Raw genomic sequence first — 18,313 nt, 5'->3', positions numbered from 1 at the left:
AATATGTCGAATAAAAAGGTTACTAAATCCCCGCCCAATCGCCATAAATACAAAGTCGGACACCTTACGGCATCCGGCTTTGTACTCAATAAACAGTGCGGATAGATTTAAATTATTTTGCAACCATAACTTTGACGGTTTTCTGAACCGCTTCGCCTTTCAGGGAGCAGAAGTACAGCCCTGCGGCCAGGTCCTGTAATGCTACTTTAAGGTAATATTTCCCAATAGGATGATGCCTACGCGGCACAATCGTCTGCACCGTCCGGCCCTGCTCATCCACCAGCTCAATACCGGCATTACCGGCCGTCAGCAATTGATACCGAACGACTAACTCGACCGTGGCCGGATTGGGGGTCACTACCAGTTGTTCCGCTCCCAGCAGGTCCGGATCATTGGAGTTGGTCATGCCTACGGTTTGGGCATTCGTGGGTGATTTGATCGCGGCAGTAGGGTCAACGAGGGTCGTTTTTTTAAACTCAATTTTTTTCTGAACGTCGTTTTTACAATAAAGCTGCTCGGCCCGCACAAAGGCTTTGACGGGCGACTGGATAGAGATTTCATTGCTGATGTTACCGCCGAATTTGCTCAAAATCTCCTTCTGAACCTTTTCTCCGGTATCGACAATTCTGACGGTTCCTTCCTTCGCCGTTGATGGAAACGAAAATAAAGGTACGGGTTCACCCGCCGTGACGGCCCCAATGTCAATTGCCTGCGGAGCCATACCCACCTGATGAACGGCAATCCCTTCGAGCGACGCCAGGGGCGACATGGCCTTTGAGGTAAACAGGTCATTATCAAAAACGAAATCCTGCCAGCTGCCGTTGATGTTCGTAATTTCCAGCTTCGAATCCTGACCCGAACCGGTTTCCGGCGCCGTGAAACCGTCGGGTGTCACGATGGTAAACTGGCCCGTTACCAACCGGTGTGTACTCGATATGGAAGGAACATACCAGGCCGTGATGCGTTGGCTGGCTTTATCATAGGTAAGACGAAAGTCAACGGCCTGATTCTTTACATTTTTCTGGGTGCATTGCGCCAGTGCAGCGCTGGTCACCCATAGTCCTGATCCCAGAACCAGAGAAACGTTTCGCAGAACCGCTGTCAGGCGCGTAGTGATTTTCATAGGCTGTCTCCCGTAAATAATATGATTGTACAAGCGTACTACTTTAGAAGAATTTCGTTTCTGAAAGTCACTTTCGGCAGCCAAAATGTCTCACCCGAAAATCTATACCTTGGGTAGGTTCCAGTTGCTGTGGTAGTGCGCTCTGGCCAGCTCAGCGGCTTTTTCGTTACCAATAATCCGGCGTTTTTCGGCATCCCAAACCAGTTTATCTCCCGTTCGGTACGCAATATTGCCCAGATGTGCGTGCAGGGCCACATCCCGGCCTGCCTCCGCCGGGCAGTTTGGCTTTTGCCGACTCCGGACGCAGGTAACGAAGTTGAGCGTATGATTATCCAGATCCCGGCCAGTGCCGAATTTCGGCGGCTGGGCCGGAACCAGGTAATTGCCCCCGTCCACTTCCGGAAACAATTCCCACTTGGAGCGATCAACCACCACCGTTCCCAGGTTGCCGATGAAAGCCACCCCGTGTTCGCGGTCGAAAGGACCACGGCCCGTGCCGAGAGACTGCTCCCAGAGAATCGTGAAATTACCGTAGTCGTACACCACCTGTAGGGTATCGGGTGTTTCACTGGCGTGATCCGGAAAACCGTATTTGCCCCCCAGCGCCACGACAGTTTTGGGAGCCGTCACGTTCATTCCCGCCAGGGCTATATCAATCATGTGGGCACCCCAGTCGGTCATCAAACCACCGGCATAATCCCAGAAATACCGGAAGCTACCGTGGAACCGGTTCGGGTTGAAGGGCCGTTTGGGAGCCGGACCCAGCCACATATCGTAGTCAACGCCCGCCGGAACGGCTGCGTCCGGCTTGGCCGGAAATGTTTTCCCGTAGGGCATAAACGCCCAGGTTTTCACCGAGCGAATCCGACCGATTTTGCCGGAGCGCACAAAATTCAGGGCCGCGTTCCAGTGCGGACCGCTGCGTTGCCACTGCCCGACCTGCACGATGCGGTTGTGTTTCCGGGCGGCTTCCACCATCAGATTGCACTCTTCGATAGAATTAGCCATCGGTTTTTCGACGTACACATCTTTTCCTGCCTGACAGGCGTAGACGGTTTGCAGGCAATGCCAGTGGTCGGGTGTGCCGATGATGACGGCGTCGATGTCTTTGTTTTCCAGCAATTTCCGGAAATCACTGTACAAAACCGGCTTCTTCCCGGACGTTTTCTCCAGCTCGGACGCCCGTTTGTTCAGCACATTGCTGTCGACATCGCAGAGGGCCAGGCAGCGGACGCCCGGATGTTTGAGCATGGAGTTCAGGTCGGTCCAGCCCATGCTGTTACAGCCAATCAAACCTACCCGGATCTCATCGCCGGGAGCGGTTGGGGGTTGAGAAGCCAGTAAATCAGCCGGGAGGGTCGTTGCCAAACCAACGCCGGTAGCCAATTGGGAAGATTGCCGGAGAAAATTTCTGCGGGAAGTTGTCATGAGGGTTCAGGAATAATCAGGATGATTTTGAATCGGCAGAATCCAAGATAATCCCGCCATAATTTCATACTAACTTACAACCTTCCGCCAGCTTTTCAATATCGAACTTCTTATAATATATACAACCGCCTAAGCGATATGATTGCATTTCTCCTCTACGAGTTTTATTCCACAGTTCTAAACGGCTAATATTTAGCAAGCTGATGACTTCACGGCGGGACAGATAAAGATCCTGCCAAGTTGTAACGGGTATATGGTGCTTCGCCATTTGAGGTGAATTTTGGTGAAGCACAAAAGAATATAAAGAATTTTTTGAAAAATAACTGTCGCGGTAACCGAGACACCATCACAACCAAAACGCTGACAATCAATATATTAGCTTATAGCCTAAATTATATTAAAACACAACATCCTAATAGTCAACCTATTAGTTAAAAAAAGGGGACTCGAACGGAAATCTATAAGGTGCACATTATCAGTTAATTACAATGATTTCCAACTTTTAGATGCTCAATAAAGATTTTTATGGGTTTAACTTTTTTAGAATAATATCCATCTTCTTCATTGTCTATAAGTTGACGAAAATATTGTTTCAACGTTCTTTTATTATATGCTTCTTGTTTTGCATTTTGAAAATAATATGCGATAGCCTCTACCATATTTCCTATGGTATCATAATATCTGTAAAGATAAAATTTTTCGAAGTTCAATTGATATACTAAAAATGCAAGTTCAGTTGCTGATTTAAGCCAAGTTATTTTTATATGTATATCATACCCATGCAAAAAATAATAAAATGGTATCAAATCAGAAGGTTTGAAGTAATTATTACTTAATAAATATAGAGATAGAATCCTATCCTGCTCCTCGGAAAGATAGGGGTCCCTAATAAAATTCATGGTACCATGAAAACCCTTTATATAGTTATAACAATCAAAAAAATATCGTTTTCGAGCTAGTAAAAATGTAAAAAGTTTTTCTTGAGTGTTCCATTGGCTTTTTCTTACAGGTAGAGTATCTGACCAATCAAGTTTAAAACTTACATCTTTGTTTGTAGCTTCTATCAGCACTTTTTTCATCGTATGGAAAGATGTTGAGAAAAACTCCATCGGTGGAGAAGAGTATATATACGTTCTAAAACAGCCCTCAGCCGTGCTCTTAAGCAGACCTTTCAAGCTTTCATACTCTACATATAGTCCTCGATAATTATCTAGATATCTCGAAATTTCATCGTGATTATTTAGCTGTTTTAGCTCCTCAAAAACACTATTACGTGTTGTATTAATAACTGAATATTTATCTAGACACAGATCAATTTGAGCCTTGAACCTTTGAAAAGCTTCTTTGGATAGACTCTTGGCTAATTTAATAATTCGACGACGTTGATGCGGCTTAAAAGTAAGTTTACACTGTACTCCCTGAAAATGATGTAGGTTTTCAATAAAGTCAAAATGAATTTCTGACTCATGTAATTGATAAGACATACTGTTTTACACTATATGATAAAGCCCCTATGAATGTACTATAAAAGGTGTTTCAACGTACAGTCTTACAAACTACTTTCTAGCAAAACCATCACACGGTCGGAAGCGTACGGATACTTCTCCCGAATTTTCCGGGCATCGGGCATTTTTATGAAAACCGGGTATTGGTCACCCACGGCTGCGGGCGGTTTCGGGAATACAGCCTGTGGCCGATCCCTTCTTGATGCCAGTACCGCGCATAAATACCTAATTTTGGCTTAGCTGGCAGGATTTTAATGGTAAGTTTTGGAGTCATTTCACAAAAAGTCAACCCCAAGAATGACGCTTTCTACCTGTATCTGGCCGTTTATCCAAAATCTGCGGGGCTTACGCAATGAAACTGATTCAGAAATTGTTACTATTCTATGGCGTAAACCCCTAATTTTGCAGAACTTTATTGAAACTTTCGTTTAATAGATATTTAGAATGATTAACCTCATAACCAAGGGCATTACCAAACTCTTCGGTACCAAGTCGGATCGGGATATTCGCGAATTGCTACCGTATGTCGATAAAGTAAACGCTGAGTTTCAAAAATTACAGTCTCTTTCCAACGATCAACTCCGGAATGCAACGCTTGAACTCAAGCAGGTTATTGCGCAACGGTTGCAGCCGATTGATACCCAGCTTGCCGATCTTCAGAAGCAGGTAGCCGATCAACCCGATCTGGACGTGGATGCTAAACAGCGCATCTTTAACCAGATCGATAAACTGGAGGCCGACCGGAACAAGGAACTGGAAGTGGTATTGCTCGATATTCTGCCGCAGGCCTTTGCCGTGGTGAAAGAAACAGCGAAACGTTTTAAAGAAAACGAACAGCTGGAGGTAACGGCCACTGACTTCGACCGCGAATTTGCCGTCCGCAAAAAACATATTACCATCACCGGCGACAAGGCCTACTGGGCCAATAGCTGGGATGCCGCCGGAAGCCAGATCAAGTGGGACATGGTCCACTACGATGTGCAGATTATCGGGGGTACGGTATTGCACCAGGGTAAGATTGCAGAGATGGCGACCGGGGAAGGTAAAACGCTGGTAGCGACCTTTCCGGCTTACCTGAACGCTCTGGCCGGCCGCGGAGTGCATATTGTAACCGTCAACGACTACCTGGCCAAACGGGACTCCGAGTGGATGGCGCCGTTGTTTGAATTCCACGGTATGCGGGTGGATTGTATTGATAAGCACCAGCCGAACTCCTTTTCGCGGAAACAGGCGTATCTGGCCGATATTACCTACGGTACCAACAACGAATTTGGTTTTGACTACCTGCGTGATAACATGTCGCGGGGCGTAGACGAACTGGTGCAGCGCAAGCACCACTACGCGATGGTCGATGAGGTTGACTCCGTCCTGATCGATGATGCCCGGACGCCGTTGATTATTTCCGGTCCGGTGCCGCGCGGTGACGAACAGGAGTTTGCCGAACTCAAACCGCGTATCGCCCGTGTGGCCGAAGTACAGCGGAAACTGGTTCAGGACCTGCTGAACGAAGCCAAAAAGAAAATTACCGCCGGAGACGAAAAAGAAGGCGGTCTGGCCCTGTTCCGGGCCCACCGGGGTCTGCCAAAATACAAGCCGTTGATCAAATACCTGAGCGAAACGGGTATTAAGGCCATCCTTCAGAAAACCGAGTCCATCTACCTGGCGGAAAACCAGAAGCTGATGCCCGAAGCCGATGCGCCGTTGTATTTTACCATCGACGAGCGGCACAACAGCATCGACCTGACGGAAAAAGGAATTGACTACATCACCGGCTCCGGCGAAGATCCCAACTTCTTTATCCTGCCCGACCTGTCAATCGATATGAACGCGATTGACAAAAGCACGGAGCTGGATGAGAAGGAGAAGATTCTCCATAAAGAAGCCCTGATCCGGGATTATTCAGTAAAAACCCAGCGGATCAATACCGTTAACCAATTGCTGAAAGCCTACTGTCTGTTTGAACTCAACGTCGATTACGTCATCATGGATGGCAAAATCAAAATCGTTGATGAGCAGACGGGCCGGATCATGGAAGGCCGCCGGTGGTCCGACGGTTTGCACCAGGCTGTTGAAGCGAAAGAAGGCGTCAAAGTAGAAGATGCCACGCAGACTTACGCAACGGTTACGCTGCAAAATTACTTCCGGATGTACCACAAGCTGGCCGGTATGACCGGTACTGCCGAAACGGAAGCATCGGAATTCTGGACGATTTACAAACTGGATGTAGTCGTCATTCCGACAAACCGGAGCATCGTTCGGAAAGATGAGGAAGATAAAGTATACCGTTCGGTACGGGAGAAATATAATGCCGTGGTTGATGAGATCGTCAGTCTCGTTGAGAAAGGCCGTCCGGTGCTGGTAGGTACCACCTCGGTGGAAAACTCCGAGTTATTAAGCCGGATGCTGTCGCTGCGGAAAATTGCGCACCAGGTTCTGAATGCCAAGCAACACCAGCGTGAGGCCGAAATTGTGGCCGAAGCCGGTAAGCCCGGAACCGTAACGATTGCCACGAACATGGCCGGTCGGGGTACGGACATCAAGCTGACGCCGGAGTCAAAGGCGGCTGGTGGTCTGGCCATCGTCGGTACCGAACGGCACGAATCCCGGCGCGTTGACCGCCAGTTACGTGGTCGGGCGGGTCGTCAGGGAGACCCCGGTACGACGCAGTTCTTCGTGTCGCTGGAAGACAGCCTGATGCGGCTTTTCGGTTCCGACCGGATTGCCAAAGTTATGGACCGCATGGGACTGGAAGAAGGCGAAGTGATTCAGCACTCGATGATTACCAAATCCATCGAACGGGCGCAGAAGAAAGTCGAAGAAAACAACTTCGGCATTCGGAAACGCCTGCTGGAATACGATGATGTGATGAACTATCAGCGGGAAGCCATTTACAAACGCCGTCGCAACGCCCTGTTCGGCGATCGTCTGGCTCTCGACATTGCCAACACAATGTACGACGTCTGTGAAGATCTGGCGAACAACAACGAAGGCAATTACGACGAATTTGCGCTCCAGACGCTGACAGCCCTCGGTTTCGAGACGGCCATCAGCCGCGAAGAATTCAGCCGTCACAAACCCAAGGAACTGGCGCAGAAACTGTACGAAGAAGCTGATCGGCATTACCACGATAAAAATAATGCCATCCGCGAGAAATCAGGTCCGGTTCTGCAATCGATCTTTGCCGAGCGGGGTGACACCATTCAGGACATTGTGGTTCCGTTCTCCGACGGTCTGCGTGAACTGACCGTCGTTGCCAACCTCCGTAAAACCGTTGAAACGGAAGGCCGCGAACTGATTACCGAAATGGAAAAAGCCGTTTCGCTGTCCGTAATCGACCAGGAGTGGAAGGAACACCTGCGCGAAATGGACGACCTGAAACAGTCGGTACAGAATGCCGTTTTTGAGCAGAAAGACCCGTTGCTGGTTTACAAATTCGAATCGGTAGAATTGTTTAAACGGTTTTTGAGCAAGGTCAATTTCGACACGATCAGCTTCCTGACCAAAACCGATATTCCCGGACAGGAAGCCGAGGAGGTACAACAGGAAGTTCGGCAGGCTCCGGCCCAGCGCCGTCCGGAACCACAGCCGGAGTTGCACACCAACAAAGAAGACCACGACGAACCCGTTGCCGGTGGACCCCAGGAGTACGCCCGTAAGATGGCAACCGCCGAGAAGCAAGCTCCGGTGCGATCGGTTAAAGTGGCAAACCGGAATGAGAAAGTGAGCGTTCAGTATATGGACGGCACCATCAAACGGGACGTTAAATACAAAGTGGTCGAAAACGACCTGCAAAGTGGCCGTGCGGTTTTGATTGACTAACCGGTTCTAGACAAGGGCAAAGAGTAAGAGCGTGGGATTCACTATTTTCAATCCACGTTCTTACTCTTCTGCCCTTTTGCTTATTACGCTAAAAGGCCCGACGCAGGTCTGCCCAGCCCAAACCGTAGTATACGGCGGAAACCTATCTGGAACCCGAGCGAAAAGCGAGTATTTCAAAGGCGAAATCTTCGCGATGACAGGCGCGTCCCGTAACCACAATTAAATTTCTGAAATTGCATTAACAACTAATCCATAAAGAAAGGAAGATGTTATGGTATTGTTCTAATTTTTAATACTATGCTTTCCCGGAAATACTTAATTTTCGGCGTGGAATCACGTAAGCGGATTCCTTTCTTTCATTCCGTATGATGTATATTCATGCAGTTAGCCACTACATTCCTAGCGAAGTAGTTGGCAACGAACACTTTACCAAGCTCAACGGTTTATCGAGCGATTGGATTATCGAACGGACCGGTATTCGCGAACGTCGCAAAGCAGCACCGGACGAAAATACAAACACGATGGCTCTGGAAGCCGTCCGGCGTCTGTTCGAGCAAACGACAATTGTTCCTTCTCAGATCGACCTCATCGTAGGTGCAACCTACACGCCATACGATACCATTGTTACACTGGCCCACGTTGTCCAGCACAACTTGGGCGTAGCCGATATTCCGGTCATTTCGATCTCAACGGCCTGCTCGTCGCTGATCAACGCCATCGAAGTCGTAGAAGGTTATTTTGCGATGAATAAAGCCTCGCTGGCAGTGGTGGTGGTTTCGGAGCACAATACGGCTTATAATAACGAATCAGATACCGTATCGGGCCATTTGTGGGGCGATGGAGCAGCCGCCCTGCTGATCTCGAAAGAACGCATCAGCGAGGATGACATGACGATTCATACAATCATTACGGGAGGGGCCGCCACCAGCGGAAAAGCCACCACCGGCGTGATGCTGAAACCGTTGGAGAAAGGCGTTATCATGCCCCACGGTCGCGACGTGTTTATTCATGCCTGCCAGTATATGCCCAAAGTAAGTTTGCAGGTGCTGGAAAAACACAACCTGACGATTGATGATGTGGCGTACCTGATTCCGCACCAGGCCAATCTGCGCATCAGCCTGAACGTGATCAATACGCTGAAACTGCCCGAATCGAAGCTGCTTTCCAACATTCAGAAGCTGGGTAATACAGGTTGCTCCGGTTGCGCCATTGCCCTCTCCGAAAACCGCTCCATGTTCAAAAAAGGCGAAAACATCGTCCTGACGGTATTTGGTGGCGGTTATTCGTTTGGTGCGATGCTTGTTGAAGCATAACCATAAAGAAAGAAGCGGGCAAGGTAGTCTTGCCCGCTTCTTTCTTTATCTAGTTAGCCGTCGAACTGGAAGGCGCATTGGTGTTCTTCCACGTATTGTTGCGCGGATTAATATCCGGCAGTTTCTCGTCGGGGTCGATGGTTACTGACCGGATTGGTGCCGTGGTCGGCTGTTTGAAGCTCCAGGAACCGCCCCGCTGCCAGATTTCAACCGGCAGGTTGACGCGTGTCTTTTTACCGCCCACTTCTTCCACCTCGACCGTTACCGGCATCGCCCATTTCTCCAGATTCTCAATGGTGATCACCGAGCCCTTCTGCGGGTCCTGCTCCACATACCGTACGTCTTTCACGGCCTGATCCAGCTTCCAGGTTTCAAAGAAGTACCCGCGCCAGAACCAGCCCAAATCCTCTCCGGCGGCATCTTCGATGGTCCGGAAAAAATCGTACGGTGTTGGGTGCTTGAAAGCCCAGCGTTGCACGTACGTTTTAAAAGCATAATCGAAGCGTTTCGGCCCCAGCACCACGTCGCGCAGCAGTTTCAGTCCCATGCCGGGTTTATAATATCCCATGATGCCCAGATGCAGCGGTTGCAATACGTCCGGAATCGTCATGATGGGTTCGTCGATGTTAAACAGGGCCGGAGCCAGGTCGTGCATCGTTCCTTTCGGACGGTTATATTCCCCATTGTTAAAGTTTTCTGTGGAAAGAATGTTGATGAACGTATTGAATCCCTCGTCCATCCAGGCGTATTTGCGTTCGTTGTTGCCCACGATCATCGGAAACCAGTTGTGGCCAAATTCGTGGTCCGTAACGCCCCAGAGCGATTCTTTTTTATCGCGCCGGTCACAAAACACAATACCGGGGTATTCCATCCCACCCACAATTCCGGCCACGTTCGTTGCCACCGGATAGGTGTACTCCGCCAGGTAATTGGAATAAAACTCGATACACCCCTTTACGTATTCCGTCGAGCGGTTCCAGGAGTCATCCGTGGCGCTTTCAATCGGGTAAGCCGACATGGCCAGGGCTTTTTTGCCGCTCGGCAGATTGATCCGGGCCGCATCCCACACAAACGCTTTGGAGGTGGCCCAGGCTACATCGCGGGCATTCTGGCAGCGAAACCGCCACGTCAGCCGACCCGATTGCTTCGGACGGCTTTGCGGGCTGTTCACCTCATCTTTGGAACGCAGCAATACCGTCTTATCGCTGGTTCGCGCCTGCGCAAGCCGCCGTTGCTGCTCGGCGGTCAGCACCTCCTGCGGGTTCAGCAGTTCGCCGGAGCCAACGACAATGTGATTCCAGGGTACATCAATGGCGTATTCGAAATCGCCGTATTCCAGATAAAACTCGCCCGCGCCCAGGTACGGCAGGACGTTCCAACCCTCAATGTCGTCGTACACGCACATCCGCGGATACCACTGTGCCATTTCGTAGATGAGTCCGTTGCGGGTCTGCGACGTTCCCATGCGGTCGGAACCGTAGCTGGGAATCTTAAACGAATACTCTACTTTCAGCTTAATTACGCCCCCCTCCGCTTTCAAGGGTTCGGCCAGCCGGACCTGCATCCGCGTATCCGTAATCAGATAATCGGCGGCCTTGCCTTTCCCCTGATCAACCGTTACCGCCTGAATTTCGAACCCTCCGGCAAATCCCGTATTTCCGTAACGGCCACCGCGCACGGGCGTCGTTTTGGCGGCTCGGGACGTATCCGAAAAAGCGTTCTGATCCAGTTGCAGCCACAGAAACGATAAGGCTTCGGGGCTGTTGTTTTTATACGTAATCTCCACATCCCCGCTCAGGACGTTTTTCTCTTCGTCCAGGTGAACATTGATTTTATAATCGGCCCGGTTTTGCCAGTAGCGCGGCCCCGGAGTACCACTGCTGGACCGATAGTCGTTGCCGGGCTGCATATTAAAAAGTGGATGAAAAAGCTCATGCGGGTCGAAGTTTGATGCGCTTCTTGACTGCGCCCGAACCTCTATCAGCGAAAAAAGGACACCAATAAAAAAAAGGAGTTTGTTCATGAAGTTGCCTATTGATACGCTTTATTATAACGTTTTAAACTCATCACTCGACTTGCTGGATACTACATTTTAAACCAGTCGCGCAGACTGCCGGGCCGCTGTCCGAGACAACTATACCCAACGGCCAGTACTATATTAACGCTTATTCCACTGCCAAGGGCTGCGATTCTGCCCCAGTAGTTCGATGAAAGAAAAAACACCACACCGGTCGTTAGCCAGGTAACAACCATCAACACCACCACCAGCACTTTCAGGGCTTTTACCATTTTACCGGAACAACGGAACGTCCGCTTGCTTCGACAACACTTCTGACCTCCGGCAGAAAAGCCGTAAAACACGATGACCAGCGAAATACCGTTGCCTATCGCTGGCCATCAGGATGACGTTGACATTCCGTTCTTTTAGATGAACGTCAGAAATCGGTATTTGGTTGGTACGATTCTCCCAGCGGTCCGATCCGTTCGTTTATCATTCCTGGGTAACCAACGCTTCGTAAAGAATTTCTGCCGGATGTTTGGCCTTGCGCCCGGTACCATCCTTAATCTGGTGGCGGCAACTGGTTCCGGCTGCGGCCACAATAACGTCGTCGGGCTGCTGCCGTACCGTGGGGAACAGCACCAGTTCGCCAATTTTCATCGAAACGTCGTAGTGTTCGGCTTCGTAGCCAAATGATCCGGCCATTCCGCAGCAACCCGACGGAATCAGCTGAACGGTATAGTTTTCGGGCAGTGACAGCATTTTTTTCGACGGAACCAGCGACGATACGGCTTTCTGCTGACAGTGACCGTGCAGCTTGATCAAGCGTTTCTCGGTTGTGAAAGCACTTTTCGGAATGGCTCCCTTGTCGATCTCCCGGGCGATGAACTCCTCAAAGGTCAGGGCACTTTCAGCAATCCGCCGGGCGTGGGGCAGCAACGACTCATCGACCAGATCGGGGTACTCATCCCGGAACGTCAGAATAGCCGACGGTTCAATGCCCACCAGCGGGGTTTCAATCGTGATCAGGTCTTTCAGCATCCGGACGTTCTTTTCCGCCAGCCGTTTGGCCTGCCGCAGCAAGCCCTTCGACAAAGCCGCCCGACCACTCTCGCCGTGCTCCGGAATAATTACCTCATAACCGAGCTTTTTCAGCAAGAGAACGGCTTTTTTGCCCACCTCTACGTCGTTGAAGTTTGTAAACTCATCGCAGAACAGGTAAACTTTAGAAGAATGGGCTTTCCCGCTTTTCACCGTCGCCCCCGACTCCAGACTCTTCACCCATTTCCGCAGGGTGGTCGAATGCAGTAGCGGCATGGTCCGGTCGGGGTGAAAACCGATCACGCGGTTGGCCACCCGCCGGAGCGATTCGGTACCCAAAACGGCGTTGTAAGCCCAGGGAACCCACGACGCCAGCCCGGACAGACTGGCAAAGTTTGCCACCAGCCGACTGCGGAACGGCACCCCGTTGGCATCCTGATAATGCTGCAAGAACTCCATTTTCAGCTTGGCCACATCCACATTCGACGGGCATTCGGCCTTACAGCCTTTGCAAGCCAGACAGAGGTCGTATACCTCCTTGATTTCCTTATTATCGAAACGGTTTTCTTTCGGCGAAAGCGTCAGCATTTCCCGCAGAATATTAGCCCGCCCCCGCGTCGTTTCTTTTTCGTTGCGGGTCGCCATGTAACTGGGGCACATCGTCCCGCCCGACAGGTGGGTTTTCCGGCAATCACCGGAGCCGTTACACTGTTCGGCATGTTGCAGGATGCTTTGGTCATGAAACCGGAAAAACGTCTTGAACTCCGGCGTCTGCTGCCCGGCCTGGTAGCGCAGAAACGTGTCCATCGGGGGCGTTTCCACGATTTTGCCGGGGTTGAAAATACCGTACGGGTCCCAGGTCTGCTTGACCTCCCGCATCAGTTCGTAATTTTTCGGCCCCACCATCTGCGGGATAAACTCACCCCGCAACCGGCCATCACCGTGTTCACCGGAAAGCGAACCGTCGTATTTTTTGACCAGCCTGGCAATTTCTTCCGCAATGATCCGGTATTGCTGGTGGCCCTCTTCCGTTTTCAGGTTGATGATGGGCCGCAGGTGCAGTTCACCCGAACCGGCGTGGGCGTAATGCACCGACGACATGCCGTATTTGTGCAGAATCTCGTTGAAATCCCGGATGTAATCGGGTAAATCATGTACGTCAACCGCCGTATCTTCAATAACCGCCACGGCTTTTTCGTCGCCCGGCATATTGCCTAAAAGACCCAGCCCGGCTTTGCGTAAGGCCCAGATTTTTTTGCCGTCCTCGCCATAAATGACGGGATAGTGATAGCCAAGACCAGCCTCGCGGAGTTCCACTTCCATAGCCGCAGCCCGCCCGGCAATTTCGTCGCGGTCATCGCTGCCCAGTTCGGCTACCAGAATAGCGCCCGGATCACCCTGCACAAAGAAGCGGTATTGACGGTAGAGAATGTTGTCTTTGGTACAATCCAGAATATAATGATCGATCAGTTCAACCGCTGTCGGCTGATACTTCAGGGCGATCAGGTTGGCGCGTAAGGCTTCGTCGACGCTGTGGCAGTGAATACAGACCTTGCCTGATTCTTTGGGCGGCAGGGGCACGACATTCAGCTTGATTTCGGTTAGAAAACAGAGCGTCCCTTCCGAACCGGCAATCAGTTTACAGAAGTTGAACGCATCAGCCCCTTCCGTAAACGGCGCGGTTTCCAGCAGTTCGTCCAGGGCATAACCGGTGTTGCGCCGTTCGATGCTTCGTTTGGGGAATTGCCGCCGGATTTCCGTCTGATTGTCCGGACTGGACAAAATTTCGTTGGTTTTCAGGTAGATTTTATCGAGGAGCGACGCGCTGCCGTTCTTCTGTGTCCCGGCGTCGATCAACCGGTCAAACTCGCTGGTTCTGACCTCTCCAAACTCCGCTTCACTGCCGTCGGACAGCAGGGCTTTCACCGATAGCAAATGTTCCCGGGTGGACCGGTAAACCACGGAGTTGGAACCGCAGGAATTGTTCCCGACCATCCCGCCGATCATCGCCCGGTTGGCCGTCGACGTTTCCGGACCAAAATACAGGCCGTAGGGTTTCAGAAACAGGTTCAGTTCGTCGCGTACCACACCGGGCTGAACACGAACCCAGCGTTCCTGTTCGTTCAGCTCCAGAATTTTCGTGAAGTACTTCGACACATCCACCACAATACCGCTCCCGACGACCTGCCCGGCCAGCGAAGTCCCGGCGGTCCGCGGAATGAGGGATGTACCGTGCTCACGGGCGAACGCAATCAACCGTTTTAAATCATTTACTGACTTAGGGACGGCAACCGCCAGCGGCATTTCGCGATAAGCCGATGCGTCCGTTGCATATAAAGTACGTTGAGTATTGTCGGTATGAAATTCGCCTTCTAATTGATTGGCGAGTTGTTGCAGCGTCTCCTGATTGACCATACGAGCCTTCGTCAAAGACCGAACCAAAACTGGTTCTGAAAAATTAATGTGTTGTGACCCCAAATGTACAAATTTATCCACTAATCGGCCCTAAAAAAAGTAAAGCTGAATGAAAAGCATATATCAAAAAAATACAATTTACCGGCAACCTTGTTTAACCAAAAACACGTTCGTTATTAACTGCTTATCATTTAGGCGTAGCCCTTATTTTACCCTCATGTACCTCCTTTATACCAAACCCCCTTTTCACACACCAAATTATTAATACGGTACAATAAATTCGACAAACAATTTTAGTATTCAACGGGTTGTATTATAAAGCCCAATTATTGTAATTTGCCAGATCAGAACAGTATTATGTTCTATTAAATCTTAAGAAGGTTCCAGGAAATACGACAAACTATTTATCACATGATTCTTAGCGACCCGATAGACAACAACCTGCTTGCCTTTCGGCTTTGTCATGTCCGAATTCAACTGAAGTTTTAGTATACATACCTGCTGATTCTGAAGTACGCGCTCATTTCACAAACTAATCTTATCTTGTTAACCTATGATGAATCCTTCTATTAGATTCAATCATGAACGTATGGTAAACCAACCGGGGCATGCCCGGGTAGCTCAAGGCCAGCATAAAGGCTTCATGGCTGCCTTTATGTTGGCTCTTACGTTTATTCTCTGCCTGACCCAATTGCAGGCATTTGCGCAGGGCCGGACCATATCCGGAACCGTCAGGTCTGCTGAAGACAATTCTGCGCTCCCGGGCGTAACCGTTCAGATTAAGGGCACCAATCGCGGGGGAACAACCGATGCCGAGGGAAAGTACACCTTGGCCAACGTCCCCGATAACGCTACGTTGGTGTTTAGTTTCATTGGTATGATCTCGCAGGAAACGGCGGTGGGCAATCGCTCAACGGTTGATGTTACCCTCAAAGGGGATCAGCAGCAATTGCAGGAAGTGGTTGTAGTGGGCTACGGTACGCAGCGGGTAAAAGACGCAACCGGTAGTGTGGTTGCACTGGGCACCCAGGACTTCAACAAAGGGGTTATTGCCTCGCCGGAGCAATTGCTTCAGGGTCGCGCTGCCGGTATTCAGGTCACACCAGCCAGTGGTGAACCCGGGGCTGGCGTTAACATCCGGATTCGGGGTACTACGTCGGTGCGCAGTAACAACAATCCGCTGTTTGTGATTGATGGGGTCCCGCTGGACGGGGGTGACGTATCGGACGGTGGGCGTGATTACGGCGCTGGAACCCAGGCCGCCCGCAACCCGCTGAACTTCCTGAACCCGGAAGATATCGAAAACATCTCCGTTCTGAAAGATGCCTCGGCGGCTGCTATCTACGGTGCCCGCGGTGCCAACGGTGTGGTGCTGATTACCACCAAAAAAGGAAAAGCCGGTCAGAAGTCGTTCAACATCAGTGCCAACACCAGCATCGGTTCTACACTGAGACGGTATGACCTGCTGTCTGCAGGTGAATACGCAAACGCTGTAAAAACAGCAGGTGGCGACCCCAGCTCACCGGCGGTAAATGCCGGGGCTTCAACCGACTGGCAGAAAGAAATTTTCCGCACCTCGATCTCGCAGAACTATAATCTGAGCTACGGCGGTGGTAATGATGATACCCGTTATTATATGTCGCTCGGTTATTCGGACATTCAGGGGGTTGTTAAAAAATCAGACCTGAGACGGATCACGGGCCGTATTAATGCCACGCACGAACTGTTCAACGATAAAGTTGTGCTTGACCTGCAACTGACTACTTCGGGCGTTAATGACGTTTACGTTCCTAACAGCGATAACGCCGGTTTTGAAGGAAACCTGATTGCCGCAGCTATTCAATCGAACCCAACCTATCCGGTACGCGATGCGCAGGGACGCTTCTTTACCCCGGAAGGCTATAATGCGCAGGGCCAGCCGCAGGGCAACGCGTTCCGTAACCCGGTTTCGCTGCTGGAGATGATCGACGACCAGGGCCGTACGCGTCGTACGCTGGGAAATCTTGGGGCAACCTGGCGCATTATCGAAGGGCTGTCGTACAAATTTAACCTCGGTCTCGACAACTCCGTATCGGAACGCCGGACCTCGATCCGCCGGAACATTCCGGGTTTTGATATTCCAAACAAAGCCGGACGGGCTATTATTCAGAACCGCGACCGGAGTTCAACGCTGCTGGAGCACACCCTGAATTATAACCGAAAACTGGGACCGGGTAACTTCGACGGTTTGGTGGGCTTTGCCTACCAGAAGTTTCAGAACCGGGGCGCTTTCATTCAGGCGGAGCAATTCCTGCCCGAAGCCGACGAATTTTTCCCGTATGCCAATAACATCGGCGCCGTTAACAACCAGGGAAGCACGAAAGCTTATTTTGCCGGATCAGACCGTAACCAGAGTGAATTGCAGTCGTATTTTGGTCGGGTCAATTATAATATCAACGACCGGTATTTGCTGACGGCTACGGTTCGGGTTGACGGATCATCAAAGTTTGGGCCTAACAACAAATACGGTGCGTTTCCGTCGTTTGCCGGAGCCTGGCGGGTGTCGGATGAATCGTTCTTGGCCGGTAAGGGGGTTGACCTGAAACTGCGCGCGAACTGGGGCCGGACCGGTAACCAGGAGTTTCCGCCGAACCTGACGCAGTTCCGCCGGGGCTTCGATCCGAACAACGCAGCTTCATCGCCCGATATTACGCCGAACCCCAACCTGCGCTGGGAATCAACCCGTCAGTGGGGCATTGGTGCAGACCTGGGCTTCCTGAAGGGCCGTCTGACTGCCACAATCGACTTCTTTAATAAGAACACGAGCGACCTGCTTTTCGAAGCACTGTATGCCCAACCCGCTCCGGCCCGTTCGCGCTGGATCAACCTTGACGCCAACGTCATCAACCGCGGTATCGAGTTAGGCATCAATTACGACGTTTTGACGGGTCAGGATTTCACCTGGTCGATCTCCGCGAACGGTACGTACCTGAAGAATGAGGTCACCAACTTCAGCGGTCTTTACAACACAGGTGCCATCAACGGACAGGGTCTGTCGGGAGCGTATGCACAGCGCATCGTTGGAGGCCGTCCGCTGTTCTCTTTCTTTATGCCGAGCTTCACCGGGTACGACGATCAGGGATTTGGTGCGTACACCGATCCGTCTCTGGGCCTGAGCTATCAGGGAACCGCGATTCCGAACTACAACTGGGGTCTGACCAACACCTTTGGCTATAAAAACTGGGGCCTGATGATGTTCTGGGCCGGAGCGGGCGGCAACTACATCTACAACAACACGGCGAACGCAATTTTCACGAAAGGAAACCTGCGCAACGGTCGTAACGTAACGAAGGATGCCGCTTCCAGCCCTGAAAATGCCGTCAACCCGCCCCTGGTCTCAACCCGTTTCCTGGAAAAAGGCGATTTTGGCCGTCTGTCCAATTTAGTAGTTAGCTATAACCTGCCCCTGCCCAAGAGCAGCGCAATCCGTTCACTGCGGTTCTCGCTAACGGGCCAGAACCTGCTGCTGATCACGGGTTATTCGGGCCTTGATCCGGAAGTAAACACCAATAAAGCAATTGACGGAATCCCGTCATTGGGAATTGACTACACGTCATATCCGTCTCAGCGCGTGTTTACGTTTGGCATCAATGCCGGGTTCTAAACCGTTAAACTGGCTGGTTTTTAACTC

Annotated in this window: 9 protein-coding genes; 3 read left to right on the top strand and 6 right to left on the bottom strand. The window is 50.9% G+C overall.

Annotation, left to right across the window (positions count from 1 at the left end; genetic code table 11):
- Positions 1-112 precede the first annotated feature (112 nt).
- The 3 genes from LX87_RS01650 to LX87_RS01640 form a co-directional block, all read right to left on the bottom strand.
- Positions 113-1,123, bottom strand: coding sequence for a T9SS type A sorting domain-containing protein (locus tag LX87_RS01650; RefSeq protein ID WP_111626430.1), 1,011 nt, complete (start codon positions 1,121-1,123; stop codon positions 113-115).
- Between the two features lie 102 nt (positions 1,124-1,225).
- Positions 1,226-2,551, bottom strand: a complete 1,326-nt coding sequence (locus tag LX87_RS01645) for a Gfo/Idh/MocA family protein (protein WP_111626429.1) — start codon at positions 2,549-2,551, stop codon at positions 1,226-1,228.
- Positions 2,552-3,030: 479 nt separating this feature from the next.
- Positions 3,031-4,035 (bottom strand): hypothetical protein, encoded by a 1,005-nt coding sequence (locus LX87_RS01640; RefSeq protein WP_111626428.1) that lies wholly within the window; start codon positions 4,033-4,035, stop codon positions 3,031-3,033.
- A 465-nt stretch (positions 4,036-4,500) separates the two neighbouring features.
- Here LX87_RS01640 and secA point away from each other — a divergent pair, with 465 nt between their 5' ends.
- Both secA and LX87_RS01630 read left to right on the top strand, forming a co-directional pair.
- Positions 4,501-7,875, top strand: a complete 3,375-nt coding sequence (gene secA, locus LX87_RS01635; protein ID WP_111626427.1) for a preprotein translocase subunit SecA — start codon at positions 4,501-4,503, stop codon at positions 7,873-7,875.
- Between the two features lie 368 nt (positions 7,876-8,243).
- On the top strand, positions 8,244-9,188 hold the full coding sequence (locus tag LX87_RS01630) for a 3-oxoacyl-ACP synthase III family protein (RefSeq protein WP_111626426.1): 945 nt from the start codon (positions 8,244-8,246) through the stop codon (positions 9,186-9,188).
- 49 nt (positions 9,189-9,237) lie between these two features.
- On the opposite strand, the gene LX87_RS01625 is transcribed toward LX87_RS01630, so the two are convergent.
- From LX87_RS01625 to LX87_RS01615, 3 genes are all read right to left on the bottom strand, one after another.
- A complete protein-coding gene (locus LX87_RS01625) occupies positions 9,238-11,211 on the bottom strand; it encodes a M1 family metallopeptidase (RefSeq protein WP_111626425.1) in 1,974 nt (657 codons plus the stop codon).
- A 62-nt stretch (positions 11,212-11,273) separates the two neighbouring features.
- The gene (locus LX87_RS01620; protein WP_111626424.1) at positions 11,274-11,477 is read right to left on the bottom strand and encodes a hypothetical protein; all 204 of its coding nucleotides are present in this window, start codon (positions 11,475-11,477) and stop codon (positions 11,274-11,276) included.
- A gap of 202 nt (positions 11,478-11,679) precedes the next feature.
- Positions 11,680-14,643, bottom strand: coding sequence for an FAD-binding and (Fe-S)-binding domain-containing protein (locus LX87_RS01615; RefSeq protein WP_111626423.1), 2,964 nt, complete (start codon positions 14,641-14,643; stop codon positions 11,680-11,682).
- 589 nt (positions 14,644-15,232) lie between these two features.
- Between LX87_RS01615 and LX87_RS01610 the strand changes: the two genes are divergently transcribed.
- Positions 15,233-18,286, top strand: coding sequence for a SusC/RagA family TonB-linked outer membrane protein (locus tag LX87_RS01610; protein ID WP_111626422.1), 3,054 nt, complete (start codon positions 15,233-15,235; stop codon positions 18,284-18,286).
- Positions 18,287-18,313: the final 27 nt, after the last annotated feature.

The organism is Larkinella arboricola (assembly GCF_003259745.1).
Taxonomy (GTDB): Bacteria; Bacteroidota; Bacteroidia; order Cytophagales; family Spirosomataceae; genus Larkinella; species Larkinella arboricola.
This window is presented reverse-complemented; position numbering and strand designations above follow the sequence as displayed.

What these genes read in the sequence shown, in the direction of transcription:
- LX87_RS01630 (WP_111626426.1), top strand. Translation starts at nt 8,244, where the DNA reads ATGTATATTCATGCAGTTAGCCACTACATTCCTAGCGAAGTAGTTGGC.
- secA (WP_111626427.1), top strand. Translation starts at nt 4,501, where the DNA reads ATGATTAACCTCATAACCAAGGGCATTACCAAACTCTTCGGTACCAAG.
- LX87_RS01640 (WP_111626428.1), bottom strand. Translation starts at nt 4,035, where the DNA reads ATGTCTTATCAATTACATGAGTCAGAAATTCATTTTGACTTTATTGAA.
- LX87_RS01645 (WP_111626429.1), bottom strand. Translation starts at nt 2,551, where the DNA reads ATGACAACTTCCCGCAGAAATTTTCTCCGGCAATCTTCCCAATTGGCT.
- LX87_RS01625 (WP_111626425.1), bottom strand. Translation starts at nt 11,211, where the DNA reads ATGAACAAACTCCTTTTTTTTATTGGTGTCCTTTTTTCGCTGATAGAG.
- LX87_RS01620 (WP_111626424.1), bottom strand. Translation starts at nt 11,477, where the DNA reads ATGGTAAAAGCCCTGAAAGTGCTGGTGGTGGTGTTGATGGTTGTTACC.
- LX87_RS01610 (WP_111626422.1), top strand. Translation starts at nt 15,233, where the DNA reads ATGGTAAACCAACCGGGGCATGCCCGGGTAGCTCAAGGCCAGCATAAA.
- LX87_RS01650 (WP_111626430.1), bottom strand. Translation starts at nt 1,123, where the DNA reads ATGAAAATCACTACGCGCCTGACAGCGGTTCTGCGAAACGTTTCTCTG.
- LX87_RS01615 (WP_111626423.1), bottom strand. Translation starts at nt 14,643, where the DNA reads ATGGTCAATCAGGAGACGCTGCAACAACTCGCCAATCAATTAGAAGGC.